Genomic DNA, 22,727 nt, shown 5'->3' on the forward strand with positions numbered 1-22,727 from the left:
ATTTTCTATCTATGTTGTTAGATTACCCTTTCTTCGTAAACTTCAATCAACTTAACGTAAAAGAAAATCCCTTGTCTAGTTAAAATAAAGACAAGGGATTCTCCATTTAATTATACCTGTGGTCCTTCTGGTGCTTTTTTCTTCGTGAAATCGAGTGGCTTTTCTTTCACTGATTTACCACGCCAAACGAGCCATAATTGGGAAGCTAACAGTAAGGATGAATAAGTTCCTGCAACAAGCCCAATTGTTAATGCAAATGCAAAGTTTGTAATGGAGGAAGCTCCAAGTACTAGAAACGCAATGACAGCAATAATAGTTGTAATCGATGTATTCATCGTTCTCGTAAAGGACTGTACTATACTTGTATTTACAATGGATGTAAGCTCCTTAAAGGATTTCACACGTTTCTTCTTACGTATATTCTCTCGAATTCGATCAAATATAACAATTGTATTGTTAATTGAATACCCAACTATCGTTAAGATTGCGGCAACAATCGTTATATCAAATTCGATTTGAGTAACACTGAAAAATACGAGCATGAAAAATACGTCATGCAAGAGTGTAAGTAATGCTGTTATTGCAAAGAAGAATTCGAATCGGAATGTAACATAGATAATCATAAAGATTGATGCGACTCCAACTGCGTAAATAGCATTCTTAACAAGTTCCTGACCTACAATTGGTGAGACAACGCTGATACTTGGCTCATGCCCATATCTCTCGTTAAAATACACTCTTACTTCTTCCGCCTCTGTATCCGTTAGAACACTATCGAATCTTGCGACCGCAAGCTCACTATTTTCCCCAGATAGGACGAGCGATTTAACCTCGTGCCCTAGCTCTTCAAATCCAGATTCTACCTCTTCTACTGTCAGGCTATTCGTCGAAACAACCTCCACCCTAGAACCACTAGTAAAATCAACACCAGGGTTAATTTGAAACACAAGAATGGAAATTATCCCTAAAATAATAAGTACTGATGACCCAATAAAAAATTTATTTCGGTGCTGAACGAAATTAACGTTACGTTTAAAAATAGTCGGCTCTACTTCTTCCTTTGCGATATCTCGAATTTGTTCTTTGTTTACACCAAACCATGTTTTTCGTTTGGTCAAGAAACCACTTTGAACCCACAAACCTAATAGTATCCTTGTTCCAAGCACAGCTGTTAGAAAGCTAATCAAAATACTAATGATTAACATTGTCGCAAATCCTTTTACCGAGCTTGTCCCAAAAATGAATAATACGACGGCAGCAATTATAGTTGTAAGGTTCGCATCCAAGATCGTAGTAAAGGAGTTCTTATTACCGGTCTTAAATGCTGCCTTGACAGATTTTCCTGTTCGCAATTCCTCTTTAATGCGTTCAAATGTAATAACATTCGCATCCACTGCCATACCGACCCCTAATATCAGGGCAGCAATTCCGGATAATGTTAAGACACCATTTAAAAGCTGGAATACTAATATAACTAAATAAATATAGAATGCTAAATTAATTGTTGCTATGAAACCTGAGAATCGATAAAAAACTAGCATGAACAATACGATTAAGCCGATTCCGATAGCCGCAGCAAAGATCATTTGATTCAACGCTTGCTCTCCAAATTGCGCTCCTACCGATGTTGAGAATATTTCTGTCATGTGTACAGGTAGTGAACCGGAATTAATAATATCTGCTAATTGTTTCGCAGATTCAACCGTAAAATCACCACTAATCATAACATCAGTTGTATGTAATCGTTCGCTAACATTTGGTGCAGATACAAACTTTGGCTCACTTTTAAAAGCTTCTTCAGCATATGAATCGCCTTCTTGGAAATCCATCCAAATAACAAGCTTATTGTCTGGAATGCTCATTTGGCTAATCTGTGTCGTTACTTCCCCAAATTTCGCTGCATCCTTTAATTGTAATGTTACAATGGGGGCATTTGTATTTGGATCAAAATCTTGTTTCGCACTACCTTCACGTACATCTGAACCATCAAGCAATTCCTGATCATTCACATCTCGAAAGGATAATTGAGCAGATGTAGATAGCATATCTCTTGCCTCTGACTGATCTTCAACTCCTGCCAGTTGCACACGAATTCGATCTTCTCCCTCAATATCGATAACAGCTTCACTTATTCCTAAGCGATTCACACGATCATTTAATGTCTGAACCGTCCCCTCCATTAAACCTCTCGTTACATCTTGGCTGCTATCAACAGGTTCCACTTCATAAAGGACCTCAAATCCCCCTTGTAGATCCAATCCAAGATTTATATTTTTGGTAATACCTGGTACCGTTGTTCCAATCGTCAATGTTAAAGCAACAACGACTAGAAAAAAGGCAACGATTCTGCCTCTCTTTTTCATTAATTTGGTGCCTCCTTCATATACCCATAACTATTACTTTCTGTATATGTAAAATTTATTCTTCTGTTGTTTCTCCGGCTCCAGTCAGTGCAGCAATTGAAGCCATCAAATCCTCGTTTTGGTAAGAGCTAATTGTTAAATAGCTTAAGTACGTATTGGATGCCATATGAAAAATATCCTGAACAACTTCATGAATTCGTTTATCAGGTTCTCCCTTCCATACTTTTTGTACGAGACATTTCCATACATCATCAGGAGTTGCCTGCGAATATCCCATCATTTCCAGTTCATCTGCTTTACTCTCCAAAGCAGGTTGAACAACCTGCTTCCATTCGCTAACGCCCTGTATAATTTCCATGTTATCCCACCAATTCTTATCGTATACTTTTTTAGCTTGTCATGCTTTGTCCACTATTTAGCATATATATCATTGTATAGTAATTTTTATTATTTGAGAAGGCGGGTCGAATAAAATGACCAAACAAACATTTTTACAAGGTGCAATCATCTTAATCATTGCTGGAATGATTACTCGCTTTATGGGGTTTATCAATCGAATTGTTGTTGCAAGACTGATGGGAGAAGAAGGTGTCGGGTTATATATGATGGCACTCCCGACCCTCTTCTTAGTAATGACATTAACTCAACTTGGTTTACCGGTCGCCATATCCAAACGCGTTGCCGAAGCAGATGCCGCGAATGACCAAGCAAAAGTAAAAAGGATTGTTGTCGTTTCTCTAGTGATTACCTTTATCTCTAGTATTGTATTCACAATCGTGATGGCAGTTGGCGCGCCATATATCGCTTCCACTTTGTTAACAGATAGCCGAGCAATGCTCCCAATTCTTGCGATCAGCCCAATCATCCCAATTACAGCAATTGCTGCAGTGCTAAGAGGCTATTTCCAGGGGAAGCAGAATATGAAGCCGCAAAGCTATGCCCAAGTTATTGAACAGCTTGTGAGAATTACCTGTGTCGCGTTCTTCGTAAACCTTTTGCTTCCATATGGCGTTGAATACGCAGCGGCTGGAGCAATGATAAGTGTCATCATTGGAGAATTCATTTCCTTAATGTATATGGTCTATTCATTCAAGCGAAAGAAAACCTTACGATTGAGACATCGTTTTTTCGCTTATCTACAATCAAGCAAAAATGTTGTCAAGGAACTACTATCTATCGCCCTTCCAAGCATGGGAAGCAGAATGATAGGATCTATTTCTAACTTTTTAGAACCGATACTCGTTGTACAAAGCTTAGCGATTGCCGGAGTTGCAAGTGCTGTTGCTACAAAGCAATATGGTGAACTAACTGGCTATGTGATGCCTTTACTATTCTTACCAACCTTTATTACACATTCTCTTGCTGTCGCACTTGTACCTTCGATCGCTGAAGCTGAAGCAAAGAAAAATATGTCCTTGATCCATTATCGTATTCATCAGTCGATCCGTATCTCATTTGCTTCAGGAGGCATTTCAACAGTCGTCCTATCGATATTTTCTGTGCAACTACTTACGTATATGTATGGAACAGGCAATGCCAGTCATTATTTAGTTTTGATGGCACCATTCTTTTTACTGCATTATATTCAGTCCCCACTTCAAGCTGCACTGCAAGCACTCGACCTTGCGAAGCCAGCCATGTGGAATAGCCTCTGTGGTGTAGCACTGAAGTCAGTTGTATTAGTTATGCTCGCGTCTAACCCGAACTTTGGAATAATGGGTGCGGCAATTGGATTATGTACAGGGGTCGTCTTGGTTACATTATTACATTTAGCGGTATTAAAAAAGGTTATTGGCTATTCTATTCCTTTTCTTGATATTGGTAAAATGATCCTTCTACTTGCCTTAACATGGATGTTTGGTAGTTTTCTTAAGCGTATCTATGAATCGATGGATCCCCATGTACTCCTTTTCCTATCCGTTTTAATTATACTAGCAGTAGGCTATATCATTCTTTTATTTGTTTTAAAATTTATTACGAAAGAAGAGCTCAAGCAAATACCATTTTTCAATAAAAAGAAATAAGAAAATGACACTTGCTTAACAGGTGTCATTTTCTTATCCCATATATGGAATTAAGTAACGAACATAAATATAAATCGTTGATACGATTAAAGACAGCACGACGATTAAAATTCCATATTTCATAAAGCGCAGAAAGGAAATTCTCTGATTGTCCGCTTCTGCTAATCCAGCAACTACAACATTAGCGGATGCACCTACAAGCGTTGCATTTCCTCCCAAACAGGACCCAAGTGCTAACGCCCACCAAACCGGATCCAAATAAACCATTCCATATGTCTCAAACTCATGAATTACCGGTATCATCGCGGCGACAAATGGAATATTATCGATAAAACCGGAAGCCAAGCCAGATATCCATAAAATGAGTAAGGTTGTCTTTACATAATCTCCTTCTGTTGAAACAACAATTAATCTAGCTATTTCATCAATAACACCCGCATGCTGTAGACCTCCAACAATCGTGAACAAACCAATAAAGAAGAATAAGGTCACCCATTCCACCTTTGATAAAATTTCTTCCGTTTTCAACTCGTTCTCTGTTAGCAATAATAATAAAATTGCTCCGGTTAATGCGATAGCGGTCATTTCAACATGCACGATAGCATGTAAAAGAAAACCTAAAATTGTCATAAGAAGAACAGTGATCGATTTATATAATAAAGCAGATTGAATGAGGTTTTCTTTTGCATCAATCGAGAGGAGTTCGTTTAAATTTGGTTGATACGTACTTAGCTGTTTTTGGAATAAAAGATAACTAATAATGATGAGCAGCACTAGCAAAATTAGTGCTACTGGTGCAGTGTGAGCAAGAAAGGTCAAAAATGTAAAATGTTCTACCGCTTGTCCAATCATGATATTAGGGGGATCACCGATCAGTGTTGCAGTCCCTCCGATATTCGAACTGAAAATGATCATTAATAAATAAGGAAAAGCAGGCAGCTTGAGAAGCCTTGTTATCTTTAGCATAACTGGCACAAAAATTAAAACTGTTGTTACATTATCCAAAAATGCGGACCCTATCGCTGTTAGCAACACCGAACCGATCAATAAGAGCATTGGATCCCCTCGTACACTTTGAGCGAATCGAATGGCAATAAACGTAAATAGACCGGTCTTTTCTGTAATTGCTATTAGTACCATCATGGAAAATAATAATGCAATCGTATTCCAATCGATATATTGAAAAAACATATCATCTGTAGTGTAGATTCCAGTCAACAGTAAAAGTGCTCCACCAGAGAGCGCAGCTATCGCACGATTAATTCGCTCGGTCATAATAAAAAAATAACTGACGATAAATATTACAATTGCAAGTATGACATCCATAGTAGCCCTCTTTCAACATAATTTTTTCGCCTTTGGAGATCTGCCTACTAGCATTGTATGCTTGGAAAAATATAAATATTTTCTTCTAAATAGAATTTGTCCGAATAAAATGAACATAAGCGGACAATCATGCGAGAGGAGAATGGATATGCAAAAAAATCAACTAACTGCATTGCTGTATGGATGGATTGTAGTATTCGGTATTATTTTGTTATCTAGTTTGGTATTAGCGCTTGTTTTACAGTTTACAGCATTTGATGAGCCTGGATTAAGATGGGCTACTTTAATTATCGGCGTACTCGCTTTATTTCTCGGTGGAATTACAGCAGGGGCAAAAGGGAAATCGAAGGGATGGATGATCGGTGGCACAATTGGGTTAGGATTTACATTACTTATCTTCTTAGTCCAGTATTTAGGATACCAACAAGGATTTTCAATAGAACAATCACTTCATCATCTTGGCTTTCTAGCTGCTGCATTATTCGGTGGAATTATCGGGGTTAATCTCATCGGTGGTCAAGCTGAGTAGTGAAAAACTATGGATTGCTTCTAAAGCACGCGAAACGTTTATATCCATTTAAAAAAGAAGTTAATGCAAAACGCACTAACTTCTTTTTATTTTTCTATGTACATTCATACATAATGCATGTATCTGTATAAGCCAAAGACCAACGTTCCTTAGCTTATAACTTGGATACACTCACTTACCCTTGTTTTACTTCGCGAACTGCAGAGCGGTCATACGTAAGCTTTGCACCATCATTCGTGATAAGAACGATTGTATCCTCATCTAGTGCATGAACTTTTGCATGAAGCCCACCAATTGTTACGATATCATCGCCTTTTTGCAGATCTGTTTGCATTTCTCTAACTTTTTTCTGACGCTTCTGTTGTGGTCGGATAAGCAGGAAATAGAAAATAACAAACATCAAAATAATCGGTGATAATGAAACGAGCATTTCCATGTACATTCACCCCCTTCTATTCTTAAACATTAAAAGTTCTTTGCATTCGGTTTATTTAAACCATATTGCTCAAAGAAGGACTCCTTGAAGTCTCCAAGACGATCTTCTTTTATAGCAGCTCGAACTTGCTCCATTAATTTTAACAGAAAATGTAGGTTATGATAAGTCGTAAGTCTAAATCCGAACGTTTCATTGCATTTTATTAAATGTCGGATATAAGCACGTGTATAATTTTTACATACATGACAATCACAATTTTCATCAATTGGACCAAAATCGCGTGCATATTTTGCATTTCGAACAACTAATCGTCCATTTGAAGTCATGCATGTCCCGTTTCGCGCAATTCGGGTCGGTAACACACAGTCAAACATATCAATTCCACGAATTGCTCCATCAATCAATGAGTCTGGTGAACCTACTCCCATCAAATAACGTGGTTTATTTGCAGGCATTAACGGTGTTGTTGTTTCGAGAACGCGGTTCATAATATCCTTTGGTTCACCGACAGATAATCCGCCGATTGCATAACCAGGGAAATCTAGCGATACTAAGTCCTGAGCACTTTGCTTCCGGAGGTCCTCATATTCGCCACCTTGAATAATGCCGAATAAGCCTTGTACGTCTTTTCGCTCATGCGCTTCTAGGCAACGCTCTGCCCAGCGTGATGTTCGCTCAACAGAGGCTTTCATATATTCATGAGAAGCTGGATATGGTGGACACTCATCAAATGCCATCATAATATCGGAACCGAGTGCGTTTTGAATGTGCATCGCTTTTTCCGGAGATAAAAAGAGCTTGTCCCCATTTAAATGACTTCGGAAGTGAACACCTTCTTCAGTAATTTCACGCATATCACTCAAACTAAACACTTGGAAACCACCAGAATCCGTTAAAATCGCTCCATCCCAGTTCATGAATTTATGGAGTCCACCTGCTTCACGGATAATATCTTCCCCAGGTCGTAACCATAGATGGTATGTGTTTGACAAAATAATATTCGCATCCATTTGACGCAGTTCTTCCGGGCTCATTGTTTTTACCGTCGCAAGTGTTCCTACTGGCATAAACGTTGGTGTGTCAAAAGAACCATGTGGGGTATGAACTCGCCCAAGACGAGCACCCGTCTGTTTGTCTGTTTTAATTAATTCATATGTTATTGGTGTCATTATATTCTTACCTCTTTTATAAAATTAACATCGCATCTCCAAAACTGAAGAATCGATATTGTTCTCTCACTGCTTCTTGATAAGCATTTAAAACCGTCTCTCTATCTGCAAGTGCACTAACTAGCATGATTAACGTTGACTTTGGAAGATGGAAATTTGTAATTAACCCATCAATCGCTTTAAATTGATACGGCGGATAAATGAAGATATCCGTCCAACCACTACACGCTACAAATTTGCCATCATTGTCTCTAGCAATTGTCTCTAATGTTCTTGTTGACGTTGTGCCCACAGATATAATTCGACCGCCGTTTGCTTTGATTTCATTCAAAGTGGCAGCTGTTTCTTCTGTCATCCTGTAAAACTCAGAATGCATCTCGTGCTCGTCAATGTCATCTACACTTACAGGTCGAAACGTACCCAAACCAACATGTAACGTGATAAAAGCGATTTTTACACCTAGCTCTTGAATCTCTTCTAAAAGCTCTGTCGTAAAATGAAGCCCTGCCGTTGGTGCTGCAGCTGAACCCTCTTCCTTTGCAAACACAGTTTGATAACGTTCCTTTTCTGGAAGCTGTTCTTTAATATAAGGTGGTAATGGCATCTCTCCTAGTTCATCTAGTACCTCATAAAAAATACCGTCATAAGAAAACTGCAATTCTCTTCCGCCATGTTCCTTAAATCCAGTGCAGGTCGCTTTCAGCTTTCCATCTCCAAAAATAAGCTCGGTGCCTACTTTCACCTTCTTAGCTGGCTTCGTAAGTACTTCCCATGTATCCTGTTCTTCCTGATGTAATAAAAGGACCTCAATCTTAGCACCCGTATCTTTTTTAACACCATAAAGTCTTGCAGGCAGTACACGTGTATCATTTAATACGAGGCAATCCCCTTTTTTAAAATAACTTTTTATATCCGCAAAATGTTGATGTGTAATTTCCTTCGTCGCCGGGTTCAACACGAGTAAGCGGGATGCCGTACGATCCATTAACGGTGTTTGCGCGATTAACGATTCAGGTAAATCAAAATCAAAGTCTTCAATATTCATAATGTAACTCCTTACTGTTCGAACTATCTCTTACTGTACCTCAACGGAATCGACCGAAGATGAAAAACAGGACTGATAAAATAATACTGATAATAATCGATGTCACAATTGGAAAGTACATCGTAAAATTCCCTTTTCTAATCACAATGTCTCCCGGTAATTTACCGATAAACGTCCAAATTAACCCGATAATGATAAATAAAATACCCAACACGATAAAAAGCTTACCCATTTTTATCATTCCTCATGCTTGGTTATTCCAAAATGCTGGTATGCTTTAGCAGTTATGATTCTTCCTCTTGGTGTTCGTTGAATAAATCCAATTTGCAGCAAATATGGTTCATAGACATCTTCAATCGTTTGAGGCTCTTCACCAATTGTAGCAGCAATTGTATCTAGACCGACTGGGCCACCTTGAAAACCATCAATTATGCCTTTTAATAGTTTATGATCAATATGATCAAGCCCTGCGTCATCTACTTGAAGCATGTCAAGTGCCTGATCTGTTGTTTCAAGCGAAATCTCCTCTTCCCCTTTTACTTGGGAAATATCTCGTATTCGCTTTAGCAATCTGTTCGCAATTCGCGGTGTACCTCTTGATCTCCGTGCAACCTCGATTGCACCTTCTTTTGTTATGGTTGTATGGAAAATTTCAGCTGTTCGCTCAACGATAGCACATAAATCTTTCACTTCATAGAACTCCAGCCTGCTTAATACACCAAAACGATCGCGGAGAGGTGCCGTCAGTAACCCGGCTCTTGTTGTCGCTCCGACAAGGGTAAATGGTGGTAGATCAATTTTAACCGATCGTGCGCTAGGTCCCGTACCAATTACGATATCAAGGAAGAAGTCCTCCATTGCAGAATACAACACTTCTTCCACTGTACGCGGCAGGCGATGTACCTCATCAATAAATAAAACATCACCAGGCTCAAGCGAAGACAGTATCGCCGCTAAATCTCCAGCTCGTTCGATTGCTGGACCCGATGTTGAGCGGAAATTAACCCCCATCTCATTTGCAATGATTGCTGCAAGGGTTGTTTTTCCAAGACCGGGTGGTCCATATAACAATACGTGATCGAGCGGTTCATTGCGCATTTTTGCAGCTTGAATAAAAATACTCAGATTCTCTTTCACTTTATCTTGTCCAATATATTGATTTAAACTTACAGGACGAAGACTCAGTTCAATCGACGTATCCTCTTCTTGTAATTCGCCGGTAATCATACGATCCTCCATCTTGGACCCCACCCTTCCTAATTTCTAAGATCAAAGGCGCAAGCGCCCGTTTAGCAACGTATAAACTGGAGCACTCCGCAAAGAGATAAAGGAAACACGGTGGGTATGAACCGATGTTGACTTATCGTAGTGGAGGAGTGTGAAGTTTGCTAGTTGCTGGGCGCTGGAGCCGGACGTGGCCGTTCCAGCACCTGAGATAATTCAGACAAATTTTTTCTTTCCTAATTTCTAACAAGTAATCCTAATGCTTTTCGAATAATTTCATCTGTATTTGAGAGATTCTCTTTTCTTAAGAGCGGAATTACAGTTTTTAATTCTCGGTCTGTATAGCCGAGAGCTTGCAATGCTTCTTCTGCTTCCTTATATACTGCAGCATTCGATTCCGTAGAATTAGTAGCCTGTTCGAAGTCGGTTTGAATCGAGAATACAGAAATTAGTTTCCCTTTCAAATCGAGAATAATTTGACGGGCTGTCTTTTTCCCTACCCCTGGAAAGCTTGTCAAAAACTTATCGTCTTCCCGTTCAATGGCAGCTACAAATTCAGAAATATCAACACTTGCAAGAATCGCAAGCGCTCCCTTTGGCCCAATACCAGAAACCGAGATAAGCTTAATAAACAAATACTTTTCATCTTCATTTTTAAATCCATATAGGATTTGGCTGTCTTCACGGACGTGATGGTATGTATGAATAAGTAATTCTTTGTTTAATGCCGATTGAAACGCAAATGGATTGGCACACAGTATTTCATAACCCACCCCATGCACATCCATGATAACCGACTCATCTAAAATAGATACAAGCTGACCTTTAATATACGCTATCATGTAATCATTCCTTTAATTATTTTAACATAAAGTAAAACTTCGTTCACTGGAGAGGTTCCCTTCCTTCCCATTGAATGTTAGCACGACAGGAGTTTAACACACACAGTCTCCCCTGCCTTCACGTTATTGATTTACTCACGCTTGGAGATAGGGGATTACCAGCACGTTAATGCGTGATAAATCTAAGACACAAAGATAAACTTCTATTCCGAATCGAAATAGAAGTTCATCTCAGATTTAATCGGACGTCTCCAGATTGTGATGGATATCCTGAACGTCCTCGCTCTCTTCTAATGTATCAAGAAGCGCCATCATTTTTTCTTCATCTTCACTAGAAAGCTTGTTATAATTTTGTGGAATTAACGTAACCTCATTATCTGCAAGTTCATAGTCATTTTGCATGAGAAGATCAACCACTGTTTGGTATTCCTCCGGCGTGGTGTATATTTCATATGCTTCATCATGAGATTCGATATCCTCTGCTCCTGCTTCAAGTGCAGCTAACGTCAGTTCATCCTCATCGATTGTACCATCTTCATTTGAAATAACAATGTAGCCTTTTCGATCGAACATGAAGGACACGCTTCCGCTTTCACCAAGGTTGCCGCCATTCTTTTTAAATGCGTGCCTTACTTCTGCAGCAGCACGGTTTTTATTATCCGTCAATACATGAACGATGACAGCTACACCTCCCGGACCATAACCTTCATAAGTGATTTCCTCATAGCTCGCACCATCGAGTGTGCCCGCTGCCTTTTTAATATTACGCTCAATATTATCATTCGGCATATTGTCTGCCTTCGCTTTTTCAACAGCAGTTCTTAGCGGTGCATTTGTGCTAAGATCGGCACCACCAAGTTTTGCCGCTATATAAATATCTTTAGCATGCCGCATAAAGATTTTTCCTCTTTTTGCATCTTGTGCATTTTTTCTCTTTTGTATATTTTTCCATTTAGAATGACCAGCCATTGGACATTCTCCTCTCTAGAAATTCTTTCCTTACTATATCAAAAAAAGTGCTATTGGAAAAGACTGATCCATCTAGAGATTGTGCCAATGGTTGCAATAGAGGGGCTAAAGGTAAACTTAATTAGTCATTTAATTGAAAAAGATCTTCAACAAATCTTTCTAAATCATCTCCATTATACTTCGCCTGTAGCCTAGCATCCAGGTTTTTCATACGGTCCCACTCAATGTCATCCGTATATACAATTATTTGCTTGTCCGTATCCGGTACAATTTTTTTAACCTCTTCTTCGATATGATGTGAAACATCATGATCAAAATGCTCGCGAAGTATGACTGCAACGACAATGCGATCTTCTGTGGATGCTACTTGTGTTTGAATAATATCCTTTTGTTTACTTAATTCCTTTGTTATACGAGCTGATTCTTCATTCGTAAAGGCATCTGAGTAATGACTAAAGTCAGATGCGTTAACACCTTCTTGCTCACTTTGCGGATACCCACCCTGTTCACCTATTGAAGGCTGATTGGTTTCATACCTATCATTTGCATTTGTCTCAGGCTCAAAGTGAATTGGCTGAATTGTATTATCCCTACGCTGCTCGGATGTGTCTTGTCCGGCGTTGCAACCAGCTACCAGTAGGAGTAGCATCATCAAACTTATTCCTCTTTTTATAAACATAAATATAAACCTCCCTTACATCTAGTTTGTATAAGGGAGGTCTATTTACACAGTTAAATTAAGGAAAAACTAGCTTCGCTTAAATTGTGGAAGTCCAGTACGTTTATGCTCAGTCCGTTGATGCATTCTTTCGATCGTTGCCTTATCTGCAGCAGAAATTTCTTGCCCCTTTAAATAAGCATCGATAACGTCATAAGAAACACCCATTTCCTGCTCGTCTGTTTGGTCTTCCCATAAATCAGCACTCGGTTTCTTTGTAACAACTTGTTCTGGAACACCAAGAAATGCTGCCATTTCCCTAACTTCAGTTTTTGTAAAATCTACAATTGGCAGAATATCTACACCGCCATCACCGTATTTCGTAAAGTATCCAGTATACCATTCGGCTGCATTATCTGTACCTACTACTAAATAATTATAATTGGTAGCAATTGTATAGAGTGTGCTCATACGCAACCTCGCTCTCAAGTTTGCACCTGCGAGCTGATCATTCGTCTCATTAAATTGTCCCTTTTCTTGAAGACCGTTCTGAATCTGGTCATACATCACTTGATGCGTTTCTGTAAGGTCAATTGTTAACGAATCAATGGCTGCTTGTTCAATAACATTTCTTGCATCAATAAGATTTGAATCCGATGTATGTATTGGCATCATTACACCGAGAGAGTTATCTGGACAAGCACGCTTGATTAAATTTGCAACTACAGCTGAATCAAGCCCGCCACTTACTCCTACGAGTAATCCATCTACATGAGCCTGTCTTACTTGCTCTTGTAACCACTCAATAATTTTCTTCACTTCGTTTTCCATGCTAATCTCTCCTTGTAAATTGCCTGTTTATCATTTATTTTATCATTATTTTAGCTTTTTTCAATTTCAAAAGGATTTTTCATCTACGGGACTAACTTACATACGAAATATAGCTTGGGATAAAAATAAAAGAGACGAACTTGATTCGCCTCGTTGATAACTCTATTTATCATTATTCACTTTCATGTTTATTATTCGTAGGATTAAATTGTGGGAACATTGGTGGTTTCGGGTAAGTAGCTCCATCTGTCTGTAGTCTTTCAAATTGTGGTGGATACGTTTGACCAGATGATAGCGGCTGCACTTGGTTCAATTGCTCCCCCCCAGAAACCGCGCCTGTATCTACTGGATTGTAATGCACCAGCTCTCTTGACCCACAACCGCAATCTCCCGCCCCAGCTACATGATGTCCTCCATGGTGATGGGATGGCATAAACGGAGGTGCTGCAAATCCACCGTGATGATGACCCCCATGATGACAAGGAGGAGGTGGGCAGCAAGGATGGATATAAATCGGAATCATTGGAGGACAACACGGTTGGACTGGATGATGATACATTGGAATTGGATGGTGCATCGGTTCCATCATCGGCTGATGCATCGGCTCCATTATTGGTTGCTGTTCCGGAATTGGTTGCTTCACTTCTTTAATGGCTTCTTTTTTAACCTCCTTTTTCACTTCCTGTTTTACTGGTTTTACTTCCTGCTTTGGTTTCACTTCCTGCTTCGGCTTCACTTCCGGTGTTTTCATCTGATAAGGCATCTGCGGGAAATTAATCGTCGTGTATTGTTTTATATCCTGATCCATGATCGGCATTTGTGGTAGTGATGGAACAGGCATTTCAGGCTTTACAGCTTGGTGCAATTTCGTGTCGTCTTCTTTAATTACCGGCATCGGCTTCGGCGAAGTATCGACATATGGCTTTTTAACTTCTTCTTTTTTAACTTCCTTTACTGCTACTTTTTCTTTTTTTACCGTTTTGGCATCTCCAGGAATTTTAATTTTCATCCCTGGCATAATCATATCTGGACTCGATAATTGTGAGTTCATTGCTTTTAACTCTTCAAAATTTACGCCATATTTTTTGGAGAGCTCCCACAATGTGTCTCCTTTTTGTACAATGTGTATTTTCAAAACGAACCATACTCCTTTCATTCATTGCTTAAAACCTGGGCTAATTACTCTATATCAGCATATGCACTACTTGAACAAAAGTTGCCCATGAATTATGACAGTATGTATACGCAAAAACGCCAGGCAAAGTCAGCCTGACGTTTTTTAAATGTTCATATGATAAACTGGATATGTACCAAGAATGGTTACTTCACAACCTAATGCCTCTAGTTCCGCTTTCACACCTGGGAAGAGAACATTATCATAAGGTTGGTCAACATCAATAATAAAGAAATAATTACCGAGCCCTGTTTTCGTTGGTCGAGATTCAATTTTTGATAAATTCATTTTACGCCAAGAAAAGGCAGATAATATTTGATGTAATGCTCCTGGCTTATCACTTGGTAATCCAATAAGTAAGGTTGTTCGCTCTAAGTGGGCTTCATGCTTTATTTGCACCAAGTCTCTGTTCTTCGTAAGCACTAAGAAACGTGTATGATTATTTGGGTAATCATGTATGTTTGCTTTATATATTTGTAAGCCGTACTCACTAGCAGCAAGCTTATTTCCTATTGCAGCAATTGGTTCGTTACGCTCGCTCACAATCTCAGCAGCTCTCCCTGTAGAAGTTGAGAAAACAGTGCCAGCATGTGATAAATTTTGATGTAAAAATTGATGACACTGTGCTATCGCATGACTATGTGAATGCACTTCTTGGATATCCGATAGCTTTCCATCAAAATCCTTTCGTACTAACAAATGCTGCTGAATCGGTACAACGATTTCTGAAACTACTGGTAGTCTTACCTGGTGGATTAAATAATCAACCGTTATCTGCACTGTACCCTCTATCGCATTTTCTAGTGGAACGACACCAATATCAATGGTGCCGTTATCTACCGCATCAATACACTCCGCTATCGTTTGAAAGCTTTGCTTCTTTTCATCGCCGAATGCAGTATCTACTGCTAATTTTGTAAATGTCCCTTTTGGTCCTAAATAGCCTATTTCCGTCACTAACAGTTCCTCCCCCTAAAAGCGATCGCCATTCTTATTCAATGAATTCAAATTCAAAATCTAATAAGCGAATCGTATCGCCATCTTTTGCCCCTTTTTCCCTTAGAGCAGCGTCTACACCCATGCCACGTATTTGTCGTGCAAAGCGTTGTGTCGCTTCATCTCGCTGAAAATCTGTCATTTTAAACAGTTTTTCAATTTTATTACCATAAAGCACAAAGGCACCGTCTGGGTCCCTTGTAATATGGAACGGTTCTTCCTCTTTCTGATAACGGTAAACAACCGTCTCATCGATATCCTCTATTTCTGTCTTGTTTTTAGGGATCGTCTCCAAGAGATCAGCGATTGCAAATAGGATGTCTCTTAACCCTTCTCTTGTCAATGCCGAAATTTCATAAATAGGTAAACTTTCTCCTAATTGTTCTTTAAATTTCTCTAGATTTTCTGCAGCTCCGGGCATGTCCATTTTATTAGCTGCAATAAGCTGCGGTCGTTTCGATAATTTTGCATCATATGCTTCTAATTCCTGATTTATTTTCAAGTAATCATCATATGGGTCTCTACCTTCAATGCTCGCCATATCAATGACATGTACAATAACTCGTGTTCGTTCCACATGTCGGAGGAACTGGTGACCAAGTCCAACCCCAGCTGACGCTCCTTCAATTAATCCAGGAAGGTCTGCCATAACAAAGCTTCGCTGATCGCCTGTGTCAACAACACCTAAGTTTGGTGACAGTGTTGTGAAATGATAATCCGCAATTTTCGGCTTCGCTGCACTTACAACAGACAAGAAGGTAGACTTTCCGACACTTGGAAACCCTACGAGTCCAACATCCGCAATTAATTTTAGCTCTACTTTAATATTTCTTTCCTGTCCTGGCTCACCGTTTTCAGCCATATCTGGCGCTGGATTTCTTGGTGTTGCAAAACGCGTATTCCCGCGTCCACCTCTTCCACCACGAACAATGACAGCTTGCTGGTCATGCACCGTTAAATCGGCAATTACCTCTTCGGTATCTTCATCAATAACCGTGGTTCCTGGGGGAACAGGCAGAATCAAAGGTGCAGCATTTTTACCATGCTGCGTTTTGCTCATTCCATTCTCTCCACGCTTTCCTTTAAAGTGGCGATTATATCTAAAATCCATTAACGTGTTGAGCCCTTCATCCACTTTAAATATTATATCTGCACCATTACCACCATCGCCCCCAGCAGGGCCACCCATTGGTACATATTTCTCTCGTCGATAAGCTACAAGACCATTACCACCGTCTCCAGCCTTTACGTACACACTGACCTGATCTACAAACATTGTGATTCACCTCATTATTACTGCGAAATGATTAAACCAAAGCTTACTCCATTCATTGTTTTAGCTATTACCATTTCCGCAGTTTCATCTCTGTGTATTTTCTTGATGTCGTTCATTAACTGTTCTACTTCGCCCGCTTCGCATGCGACAGAAAGCATAAATTTCATCTGTGTCTCCGTGCTTTCTTCTACAATTAATTTTACCTCATAAAGCTCTTCTGGATTAAGAATGCCCGCGCATCGTTCCATAAATTCATGAAACTGATTTACAAGTATAGAATCCGAAGCATGCAGGTTTTTATACTCCGGATGTATTTTATACGTTAGACGAAAGTTTTCGTAACGCGTATCAAATTGGATGATCCAAAGCATAAAATCCGGCACGTTCAAACTCATTAGTTTTCGCTCTTCATTGTAATAATCAACAATTTCGCTAAGCTTTTTCTCTACTTTGTCGAAGTTTCTCATGCCAACGTACCCTTGAACAATTTGCAACCGATTCATTAAATCATGGCGATAATGCTGTAAAATTTGTACAACCCGCTCCCCCATCATGCTCTCCCCCCATTATTATGAAAGTATAGCAGATATCAACAAAAACTGGAAGCAAGCCCCTTAAGCTTCAACAAAATTTCTTTTGCTTCTTCATTTTATCGAACTTGATCGTCATATTTGAAGGTAACTGCGAACTAATATGCAATTACGGATTGTACATATACCCGCTACGGAAACACACTACGCTAGTACCGGCTCACTACCTATTCCTAACATTGTTTATCAAAACAGAAACGTTGCTCTAACCAGTCCGAGTGAGCGTAGGGCGGGTGACTCCTGTGGGAACAGCACGTGTCTGAAGGCTCGTAGGAAGTGAGGCTGAAGCCGTGCCCACGGAAAGCACCCGTCTGAAGCGATCCCGGACGGTCGGGCTTACTCATACCTCAGCAGTTAGTTCGCAGTTTATATTTTATGTGGATTATCGATAAAGAAAAACTCCAGCCAAAATGATTGACTGGAGTTTTATGAATTCATTAAGCTTCTTGAGCAACCGGATAAACACTTACTTTTTTGCGGTCTCTGCCATAGCGTTCAAATTTAACAACACCATCGACTTTAGCAAAAAGTGTATCGTCTCCACCACGACCAACGTTTTCACCTGGGTAAATTTTTGTACCGCGTTGACGGTATAAAATCGAACCACCAGTTACAAACTGACCATCTGCACGTTTTGCACCAAGGCGTTTGGAATGTGAATCACGGCCGTTTTTCGTACTACCTGCACCTTTTTTCGTTGCGAAAAACTGTAAATCTAGACGTATCATGGACTGCACCTCCTTACTTGTTCACGATTTTTATAAATTGACTATATTCAAGTTCAATCGATTTCAGTGAAATAAGCATTCCATCGAATAAGAGCTGGACTTTTTCCAATTGTTCAAGTGGAAGTCCTTTCGGTAACGTTACATGTAAGTAACCACCGTCTGCTCCTTGTTCAATTTCCAGGTTTGTATCACATAATTCCATTACTGCATTTACTGCACCAATAGATACAGCAGATACACCTGCACATACGAGATCATAGCCATATGGACCACTATCTGCATGTCCGGATAATTCAAAAGCTGTTATTTGCTTGTCTTTTCGAAATACAGTAACATGAATCATCATTCAAAACCCTTATGCATTGATTTTTTCGATTACTAGTTTCGTATAAGGCTGACGATGACCTTGTTTACGATGATAGTTTTTTCTGCGTTTGAATTTATAAACAATAACCTTCTTCTGACGGCCTTGTTTTTCAACTTTAGCAGTAACTGTTGCACCTTCAACGAATGGAGCACCAACTTTAACATCATCTCCACCAACGAAAAGAACCTTATCAAAAGTAACAGTCTCATTTGCTTCAGCTGAAACTTTTTCTACGTAGATTTCTTGTCCTTCTACAACTTTAACTTGTTTACCACCTGTTTCAATAATTGCGTACATACTTGCACCTCCTTAATAAACTCAGACTCGCCATACAGGTACTTTAAAATGAAGTTCAAAAAGTCCGGTAAAAATGACACATCGAATTTCTACGTTGGCTTGTTTTTGCGTTCCTCACGTATCAAAAACATACGTTCCGGTACTCAATACTTCGCCGCCTCGAACTTCTCGGTCCTTTTTATCTTCCTTTTGAACACTTACTTTAAAAAGTTTAAAACCTGTTCTGTGCGGTTGTAGCACGGGTGCTACGATAAATAACGTATTGATGTTATCATGTTTTGTCACTGTTTGTCAAGAACTTGCCTACATAAATAAACAGTGAATTTTTCTCGATCAATGCAGACTTTCTTATTATAAACTAAATTAAAGCACATAACAACATACAAATTAATTTTACCTAAACATCTTACAACAAAAAAAGACTTTTTGGGGTAACCATCCAAGAAGTCTTTTCTGTAAATCGATTATTTATATAAAAATGCCTCCCCAACCGACTGGTTATATTCTCGTTCATAAAAATAACTTTGCAAACAGTCGGCTTCATCAACGGATTTTCGATTATTTTCTGCGTACACAATATAAATTGGGTGTTTCTTTTCCCTCCTAAACCGTGAGAATAAATCAAGAAACGAACTGTCGGATGCTACGGTAAGTGGAACAACTCCTTTCACTGTTGCGTCGCCCTCATACCGCCTTAATAAAAAGCGCATAAAGACATATGAACGCTGCTTCCAATCACTTCGATTTTCCATAAAAAGAAAGGCCCAAATAAAAAACGCACTTAACGTAAATGGCAAAAATATAAGTTGAAGTACAAGTATGATTGTAATAAACACCATTGAAAAAATGAGCGTGAATTGATACGCTTTTTTATACGGAAAGAAATAAGAAACTGCAAGTAAAAGAAGTTTTCCCCCGTCCAATGGCCATACTGGTATTAAGTTAAAAAGAAGAATAATCGTATTGTAATACAATATCAACTCCAGTATTGATGCTGGCATAAGCTGAAACGTCTCGATAATAAAGCAGAGAAAATAAACGACAAGATGTTGATACGGACCAGCAAGTGTCACAAAAGCCTCTTCCTTCATTGATTTATTCCCATGCTCCTCTGTATCCATCACACCACCGAATACCCAGAGCACAATGTACCTGATTCGCCACTTCATCATCCTTGCTGCAATGTAGTGTCCAAGCTCATGAAATAATACTAAAGCAAAGATAATAAATAATTCCAGAAATGTCCCCGTCAAAAAAGAAATAACAATAAATATAAATAAAATAGGATGGATATGGACTTTCGGGATATAGTTAAGGAAGCTCATCAACCTGAATCACCTGGACTGGATCGACATAATCGTTATTTTTTTCAATGGAGAAAAACACCGTCTCATTGTCAGCTGCCGGGGTAAAACTTCCTATCTGTTGATTACCTGCAATAAATTGATAGAGGTGTACATCAATATTACTGAGATTCCCATAATTAGTCACCGTTCCATCTGCATGCTGTATTGTTACCGTTTTATTTGTTTCTCTGTCATTCCCAGCGAAAATAACGACACCTTCTTGAATTGAAGTGACATTCGTCTTTTCTTCAGGCGTAATCATAATTCCTGTCCCATTCGTTTGAAACGTTTCGGTAATATTCCCATTAACAGGAAGCGCCATTAACTGCTCTTCATTCGTTTCTAATACTGGTTGTGGAGAAAGAGACAAGGGTCTACCAAACGTCTCTTTATACCATACGTTTACCTTCGCAAACGGGAATTCATTCGTCATTACTTGGCTTGTCCATTCTCTCGGCTTTTGTAATAACGTTGTATCGGTCTGCCACAGCAAAGCGGTTCCAAAAAATAGCATAGCTGATAAGATTCCTTTTACTGCAATACTCGTCACTGCACGATTATTACCACTAGTTACTTCTTCCTGATGCGTAAACATTGAGTAGTAACCATGTTTTTCTTCTGCTTCTGGAATAGACGGAAGCAATTGCTTCGTTGTCCCTCCTCCAGAAGGAAGCCCTCGGACTTTCTTTCGCTGCTCAATTGCCTTGCGAACCTTCTTAATATCTCTATCCATTTTCCTCACATTCCTTCGAATTCATTTGTACATGTATATGTAGGAAAGGAATACAGTATGAACAAAAAAGCTGTCATGAAAACATTGATTTTCATGACAGCTTTTTATTTCATATTTCGTCAATTAAGTATAAGAATCTTCTTTTTATGTTGAATCGTTCGTTTATGCACGCATCCCGAAGAATTTTTTAAAACGCTGGAACACACCTTTTTCATCCTCAAGTGATTGTAAGGGCACGGTCTCTCCGAGAATCCTTCTAGCAATATTACGATAGGCAATAGATGCCTTTGAATTTGGGTTCATTGCAATTGGTTCTCCCTTGTTCGATGCTTTAATCACTTCATCATCATCAATAACGACACCAATCAAGTCAATAGAAAGCAATTGTACAATGTCTTCAATATCAATCATATCTCCATTTTTCATCATATGATTTCGAATTCGATTGATAATTAAACGCGGCGACTCACTCATATCCTCTTTTTCTAGTAACCCGACAATTCGATCGGCATCACGTACACTAGACTTCTCAGGAGTTGTTACAACAATTGCTCGATCTGCGCCTGAAATAGCATTTTGAAACCCTTGCTCAATTCCAGCAGGGCAATCGATTATGATATAATCATATTCTTGCTTCAATTCAGCAACGATTTCTTTCATTCCACTTGTCGTGACAGCCGTTTTATCACTCGTTTGTGCTGCAGGTAACAATGATAGATAATCAAATCGCTTGTCCTTAATCAAAGCTTGTTTGAGCTTACAGCGCCCTTCAATCACATCGACAATATCATAAATAATTCGGTTTTCAAGTCCCATAATTACATCCAAGTTTCTTAAACCGATATCTGTATCAATTAAACAAACTTTTTTTTCCATTAGTGCCAAAGCGGTTCCGATATTAGCTGATGTCGTTGTCTTACCGACACCACCTTTCCCAGATGTAATAACGATTGCCTCACCCATTATTTATTCTCCTTTCAAATCCGCTTATTTCCTTACGCTTTCGAGAAAGAACCTTTAACGAATCAATGATGATTTTATCTTGGTCTTCATCGATAATTCCACATTCCATGTATACACCATCCGATTCATAATCAGGGGCACGACTTATATAATCAGCAATTCGAAGTTGTGTCGGCTTCATATAGGAAGCCGTTATGAAAGCTTCACGGTCACCTGTTACACCAGCATGAGCAATTCCATATAAATTGCCCATAATATATATATTACCTGTGGAAACTACCTTTCCACCAGGATTGACATCTCCAACTAATAGGAGGTCTCCTTCAACTTCCAATACTTGACCAGATCTCACAATTCGATTAATGGCTTTTATTTCGCTTTCTTCTCGCCATTTTAAAGCATCTTCTCTACTTATTAAATCAGATTCAATCGCAGTAATTTTAAAGCGATTATCGACACTTATAATGTTTCTTAATGCTTTTTCTTGTTCCTCATTTAAAAGTCGGTTTCCTAATTTAACGTTCACAGAAACGATTGGTTCCTCTTCCTTTGGTTTGCTTGCCATAATTTTTTCTTTCAGTTCTTTTATGACATCGTGGAAGGATGCTGATTCTTCAATAAATAAACTCAGCCCTTCTCTCGTACCTTTAATTAATATTATTTGCTTCTTGTCAAGCACAGCAAGTTCACCTCATTAAAATAGCCTGCGGTAAAATTCATATGTAAACACACAGGTGAGTTCTTTCACTCACAGTGTATTACTTCCAGTTAACTGTTCCCTTCCCCACCTAGCGAGTCGCTTTGCTACGAAAGGATAAATAATCGCTAAAAATACTAAATT

The 22,727-nt window shown here is 39.1% G+C and carries 25 protein-coding genes and 1 other annotated feature; of the genes, 2 read left to right on the plus strand and 23 right to left on the minus strand.

The genetic code is table 11. The annotated features are described in order from the left end of the window. Nucleotides 1-110 precede the first annotated feature (110 nt). Both secDF and F1560_RS15055 read right to left on the minus strand, forming a co-directional pair. Nucleotides 111-2,363 (minus strand): protein translocase subunit SecDF, encoded by a 2,253-nt coding sequence (secDF, locus tag F1560_RS15050; protein ID WP_149475473.1) that lies wholly within the window; start codon nucleotides 2,361-2,363, stop codon nucleotides 111-113. Between the two features lie 55 nt (nucleotides 2,364-2,418). Beyond that, complete coding sequence (locus tag F1560_RS15055; RefSeq protein ID WP_149475474.1) at nucleotides 2,419-2,721, minus strand: post-transcriptional regulator; 303 nt, start codon at nucleotides 2,719-2,721, stop codon at nucleotides 2,419-2,421. A gap of 115 nt (nucleotides 2,722-2,836) precedes the next feature. On the opposite strand from F1560_RS15055, the gene spoVB reads away from it, so the two are divergent. Continuing rightward, on the plus strand, nucleotides 2,837-4,387 hold the full coding sequence (spoVB, locus tag F1560_RS15060) for a stage V sporulation protein B (protein WP_149475475.1): 1,551 nt from the start codon (nucleotides 2,837-2,839) through the stop codon (nucleotides 4,385-4,387). Between the two features lie 33 nt (nucleotides 4,388-4,420). Here spoVB and F1560_RS15065 read toward each other — a convergent pair whose 3' ends face one another. Continuing rightward, complete coding sequence (locus F1560_RS15065) at nucleotides 4,421-5,713, minus strand: ArsB/NhaD family transporter (RefSeq protein WP_149475476.1); 1,293 nt, start codon at nucleotides 5,711-5,713, stop codon at nucleotides 4,421-4,423. A gap of 148 nt (nucleotides 5,714-5,861) precedes the next feature. On the opposite strand from F1560_RS15065, the gene F1560_RS15070 reads away from it, so the two are divergent. Next, the gene (locus tag F1560_RS15070; RefSeq protein WP_149475477.1) at nucleotides 5,862-6,242 is read left to right on the plus strand and encodes a TIGR04086 family membrane protein; all 381 of its coding nucleotides are present in this window, start codon (nucleotides 5,862-5,864) and stop codon (nucleotides 6,240-6,242) included. A gap of 175 nt (nucleotides 6,243-6,417) precedes the next feature. On the opposite strand, the gene yajC is transcribed toward F1560_RS15070, so the two are convergent. The 20 genes from yajC to minC form a co-directional block, all read right to left on the minus strand. Beyond that, nucleotides 6,418-6,678, minus strand: a complete 261-nt coding sequence (gene yajC / locus F1560_RS15075; protein WP_149475478.1) for a preprotein translocase subunit YajC — start codon at nucleotides 6,676-6,678, stop codon at nucleotides 6,418-6,420. Between the two features lie 29 nt (nucleotides 6,679-6,707). Next, nucleotides 6,708-7,847, minus strand: coding sequence for a tRNA guanosine(34) transglycosylase Tgt (tgt, locus tag F1560_RS15080; protein ID WP_149475479.1), 1,140 nt, complete (start codon nucleotides 7,845-7,847; stop codon nucleotides 6,708-6,710). 16 nt (nucleotides 7,848-7,863) lie between these two features. Further along, the gene (gene queA / locus F1560_RS15085) at nucleotides 7,864-8,892 is read right to left on the minus strand and encodes a tRNA preQ1(34) S-adenosylmethionine ribosyltransferase-isomerase QueA (protein WP_149475480.1); all 1,029 of its coding nucleotides are present in this window, start codon (nucleotides 8,890-8,892) and stop codon (nucleotides 7,864-7,866) included. A 40-nt stretch (nucleotides 8,893-8,932) separates the two neighbouring features. Further along, complete coding sequence (locus F1560_RS15090) at nucleotides 8,933-9,124, minus strand: DUF2905 family protein (RefSeq protein ID WP_149475481.1); 192 nt, start codon at nucleotides 9,122-9,124, stop codon at nucleotides 8,933-8,935. A gap of 5 nt (nucleotides 9,125-9,129) precedes the next feature. Beyond that, nucleotides 9,130-10,131, minus strand: coding sequence for a Holliday junction branch migration DNA helicase RuvB (ruvB, locus tag F1560_RS15095; RefSeq protein WP_149475482.1), 1,002 nt, complete (start codon nucleotides 10,129-10,131; stop codon nucleotides 9,130-9,132). Between the two features lie 221 nt (nucleotides 10,132-10,352). Beyond that, entirely contained in the window at nucleotides 10,353-10,958 is a 606-nt protein-coding gene (ruvA, locus tag F1560_RS15100) for a Holliday junction branch migration protein RuvA (RefSeq protein WP_149475483.1), read from the minus strand. 237 nt (nucleotides 10,959-11,195) lie between these two features. Continuing rightward, the gene (locus F1560_RS15105; RefSeq protein ID WP_149475484.1) at nucleotides 11,196-11,927 is read right to left on the minus strand and encodes a YebC/PmpR family DNA-binding transcriptional regulator; all 732 of its coding nucleotides are present in this window, start codon (nucleotides 11,925-11,927) and stop codon (nucleotides 11,196-11,198) included. A 121-nt stretch (nucleotides 11,928-12,048) separates the two neighbouring features. Beyond that, complete coding sequence (locus tag F1560_RS15110) at nucleotides 12,049-12,606, minus strand: YhcN/YlaJ family sporulation lipoprotein (protein ID WP_149475485.1); 558 nt, start codon at nucleotides 12,604-12,606, stop codon at nucleotides 12,049-12,051. Between the two features lie 69 nt (nucleotides 12,607-12,675). Then, on the minus strand, nucleotides 12,676-13,416 hold the full coding sequence (gene nadE / locus F1560_RS15115; protein WP_149475486.1) for an NAD(+) synthase: 741 nt from the start codon (nucleotides 13,414-13,416) through the stop codon (nucleotides 12,676-12,678). A gap of 172 nt (nucleotides 13,417-13,588) precedes the next feature. Continuing rightward, nucleotides 13,589-14,551 carry a SafA/ExsA family spore coat assembly protein gene (safA, locus tag F1560_RS22605; RefSeq protein ID WP_275955861.1) on the minus strand — a complete coding sequence of 321 codons (963 nt, stop codon included), beginning with the start codon at nucleotides 14,549-14,551 and terminating at the stop codon, nucleotides 13,589-13,591. Between the two features lie 144 nt (nucleotides 14,552-14,695). After that, nucleotides 14,696-15,547, minus strand: coding sequence for a prephenate dehydratase (gene pheA / locus F1560_RS15125; RefSeq protein ID WP_149475487.1), 852 nt, complete (start codon nucleotides 15,545-15,547; stop codon nucleotides 14,696-14,698). A 34-nt stretch (nucleotides 15,548-15,581) separates the two neighbouring features. Next, complete coding sequence (gene obgE / locus F1560_RS15130; protein WP_149475488.1) at nucleotides 15,582-16,862, minus strand: GTPase ObgE; 1,281 nt, start codon at nucleotides 16,860-16,862, stop codon at nucleotides 15,582-15,584. Nucleotides 16,863-16,879: 17 nt separating this feature from the next. Further along, nucleotides 16,880-17,413 carry a Spo0B domain-containing protein gene (locus F1560_RS15135; protein ID WP_187773744.1) on the minus strand — a complete coding sequence of 178 codons (534 nt, stop codon included), beginning with the start codon at nucleotides 17,411-17,413 and terminating at the stop codon, nucleotides 16,880-16,882. A gap of 476 nt (nucleotides 17,414-17,889) precedes the next feature. Then, complete coding sequence (gene rpmA, locus F1560_RS15140) at nucleotides 17,890-18,180, minus strand: 50S ribosomal protein L27 (RefSeq protein ID WP_149475490.1); 291 nt, start codon at nucleotides 18,178-18,180, stop codon at nucleotides 17,890-17,892. Between the two features lie 13 nt (nucleotides 18,181-18,193). After that, nucleotides 18,194-18,523 carry a ribosomal-processing cysteine protease Prp gene (locus F1560_RS15145; RefSeq protein ID WP_149475491.1) on the minus strand — a complete coding sequence of 110 codons (330 nt, stop codon included), beginning with the start codon at nucleotides 18,521-18,523 and terminating at the stop codon, nucleotides 18,194-18,196. A gap of 12 nt (nucleotides 18,524-18,535) precedes the next feature. Beyond that, on the minus strand, nucleotides 18,536-18,844 hold the full coding sequence (rplU, locus tag F1560_RS15150) for a 50S ribosomal protein L21 (protein WP_149475492.1): 309 nt from the start codon (nucleotides 18,842-18,844) through the stop codon (nucleotides 18,536-18,538). 13 nt (nucleotides 18,845-18,857) lie between these two features. Continuing rightward, nucleotides 18,858-19,087, minus strand: a sequence feature (ribosomal protein L21 leader region). A gap of 221 nt (nucleotides 19,088-19,308) precedes the next feature. Next, the gene (locus tag F1560_RS15155; RefSeq protein ID WP_149475493.1) at nucleotides 19,309-20,169 is read right to left on the minus strand and encodes a M50 family metallopeptidase; all 861 of its coding nucleotides are present in this window, start codon (nucleotides 20,167-20,169) and stop codon (nucleotides 19,309-19,311) included. After that, complete coding sequence (locus F1560_RS15160) at nucleotides 20,156-20,923, minus strand: M23 family metallopeptidase (protein WP_149475494.1); 768 nt, start codon at nucleotides 20,921-20,923, stop codon at nucleotides 20,156-20,158. Before F1560_RS15160 ends, F1560_RS15155 begins: the two co-directional genes overlap by 14 nt. 162 nt (nucleotides 20,924-21,085) lie before the next feature. Beyond that, nucleotides 21,086-21,886, minus strand: coding sequence for a septum site-determining protein MinD (gene minD, locus F1560_RS15165; protein ID WP_149475495.1), 801 nt, complete (start codon nucleotides 21,884-21,886; stop codon nucleotides 21,086-21,088). Beyond that, on the minus strand, nucleotides 21,879-22,565 hold the full coding sequence (minC, locus tag F1560_RS15170) for a septum site-determining protein MinC (protein WP_149475496.1): 687 nt from the start codon (nucleotides 22,563-22,565) through the stop codon (nucleotides 21,879-21,881). The genes minD and minC overlap by 8 nt, the downstream gene beginning before the upstream one ends. Nucleotides 22,566-22,727: the final 162 nt, after the last annotated feature.

Source organism: Oceanobacillus polygoni (genome assembly GCF_008304605.1).
Taxonomy (GTDB): Bacteria; Bacillota; Bacilli; order Bacillales; family Amphibacillaceae; genus Oceanobacillus; species Oceanobacillus polygoni.

Bases quoted from the DNA above. Each gene is read 5' to 3' on its own strand.
- queA (WP_149475480.1), bottom strand. From the start codon at position 8,892: ATGAATATTGAAGACTTTGATTTTGATTTACCTGAATCGTTAATCGCG.
- spoVB (WP_149475475.1), top strand. From the start codon at position 2,837: ATGACCAAACAAACATTTTTACAAGGTGCAATCATCTTAATCATTGCT.
- tgt (WP_149475479.1), bottom strand. From the start codon at position 7,847: ATGACACCAATAACATATGAATTAATTAAAACAGACAAACAGACGGGT.
- F1560_RS15070 (WP_149475477.1), top strand. From the start codon at position 5,862: ATGCAAAAAAATCAACTAACTGCATTGCTGTATGGATGGATTGTAGTA.
- minD (WP_149475495.1), bottom strand. From the start codon at position 21,886: ATGGGTGAGGCAATCGTTATTACATCTGGGAAAGGTGGTGTCGGTAAG.
- F1560_RS15105 (WP_149475484.1), bottom strand. From the start codon at position 11,927: ATGGCTGGTCATTCTAAATGGAAAAATATACAAAAGAGAAAAAATGCA.
- rplU (WP_149475492.1), bottom strand. From the start codon at position 18,844: ATGTACGCAATTATTGAAACAGGTGGTAAACAAGTTAAAGTTGTAGAA.
- ruvB (WP_149475482.1), bottom strand. From the start codon at position 10,131: ATGGAGGATCGTATGATTACCGGCGAATTACAAGAAGAGGATACGTCG.
- F1560_RS15110 (WP_149475485.1), bottom strand. From the start codon at position 12,606: ATGTTTATAAAAAGAGGAATAAGTTTGATGATGCTACTCCTACTGGTA.
- rpmA (WP_149475490.1), bottom strand. From the start codon at position 18,180: ATGATACGTCTAGATTTACAGTTTTTCGCAACGAAAAAAGGTGCAGGT.
- obgE (WP_149475488.1), bottom strand. From the start codon at position 16,862: ATGTTTGTAGATCAGGTCAGTGTGTACGTAAAGGCTGGAGACGGTGGT.
- ruvA (WP_149475483.1), bottom strand. From the start codon at position 10,958: ATGATAGCGTATATTAAAGGTCAGCTTGTATCTATTTTAGATGAGTCG.
- secDF (WP_149475473.1), bottom strand. From the start codon at position 2,363: ATGAAAAAGAGAGGCAGAATCGTTGCCTTTTTTCTAGTCGTTGTTGCT.
- F1560_RS15145 (WP_149475491.1), bottom strand. From the start codon at position 18,523: ATGATTCATGTTACTGTATTTCGAAAAGACAAGCAAATAACAGCTTTT.
- F1560_RS15160 (WP_149475494.1), bottom strand. From the start codon at position 20,923: ATGGATAGAGATATTAAGAAGGTTCGCAAGGCAATTGAGCAGCGAAAG.
- F1560_RS15055 (WP_149475474.1), bottom strand. From the start codon at position 2,721: ATGGAAATTATACAGGGCGTTAGCGAATGGAAGCAGGTTGTTCAACCT.
- nadE (WP_149475486.1), bottom strand. From the start codon at position 13,416: ATGGAAAACGAAGTGAAGAAAATTATTGAGTGGTTACAAGAGCAAGTA.
- F1560_RS15090 (WP_149475481.1), bottom strand. From the start codon at position 9,124: ATGGGTAAGCTTTTTATCGTGTTGGGTATTTTATTTATCATTATCGGG.
- F1560_RS15065 (WP_149475476.1), bottom strand. From the start codon at position 5,713: ATGGATGTCATACTTGCAATTGTAATATTTATCGTCAGTTATTTTTTT.
- yajC (WP_149475478.1), bottom strand. From the start codon at position 6,678: ATGGAAATGCTCGTTTCATTATCACCGATTATTTTGATGTTTGTTATT.
- F1560_RS15135 (WP_187773744.1), bottom strand. From the start codon at position 17,413: ATGGGGGAGCGGGTTGTACAAATTTTACAGCATTATCGCCATGATTTA.
- F1560_RS15155 (WP_149475493.1), bottom strand. From the start codon at position 20,169: ATGAGCTTCCTTAACTATATCCCGAAAGTCCATATCCATCCTATTTTA.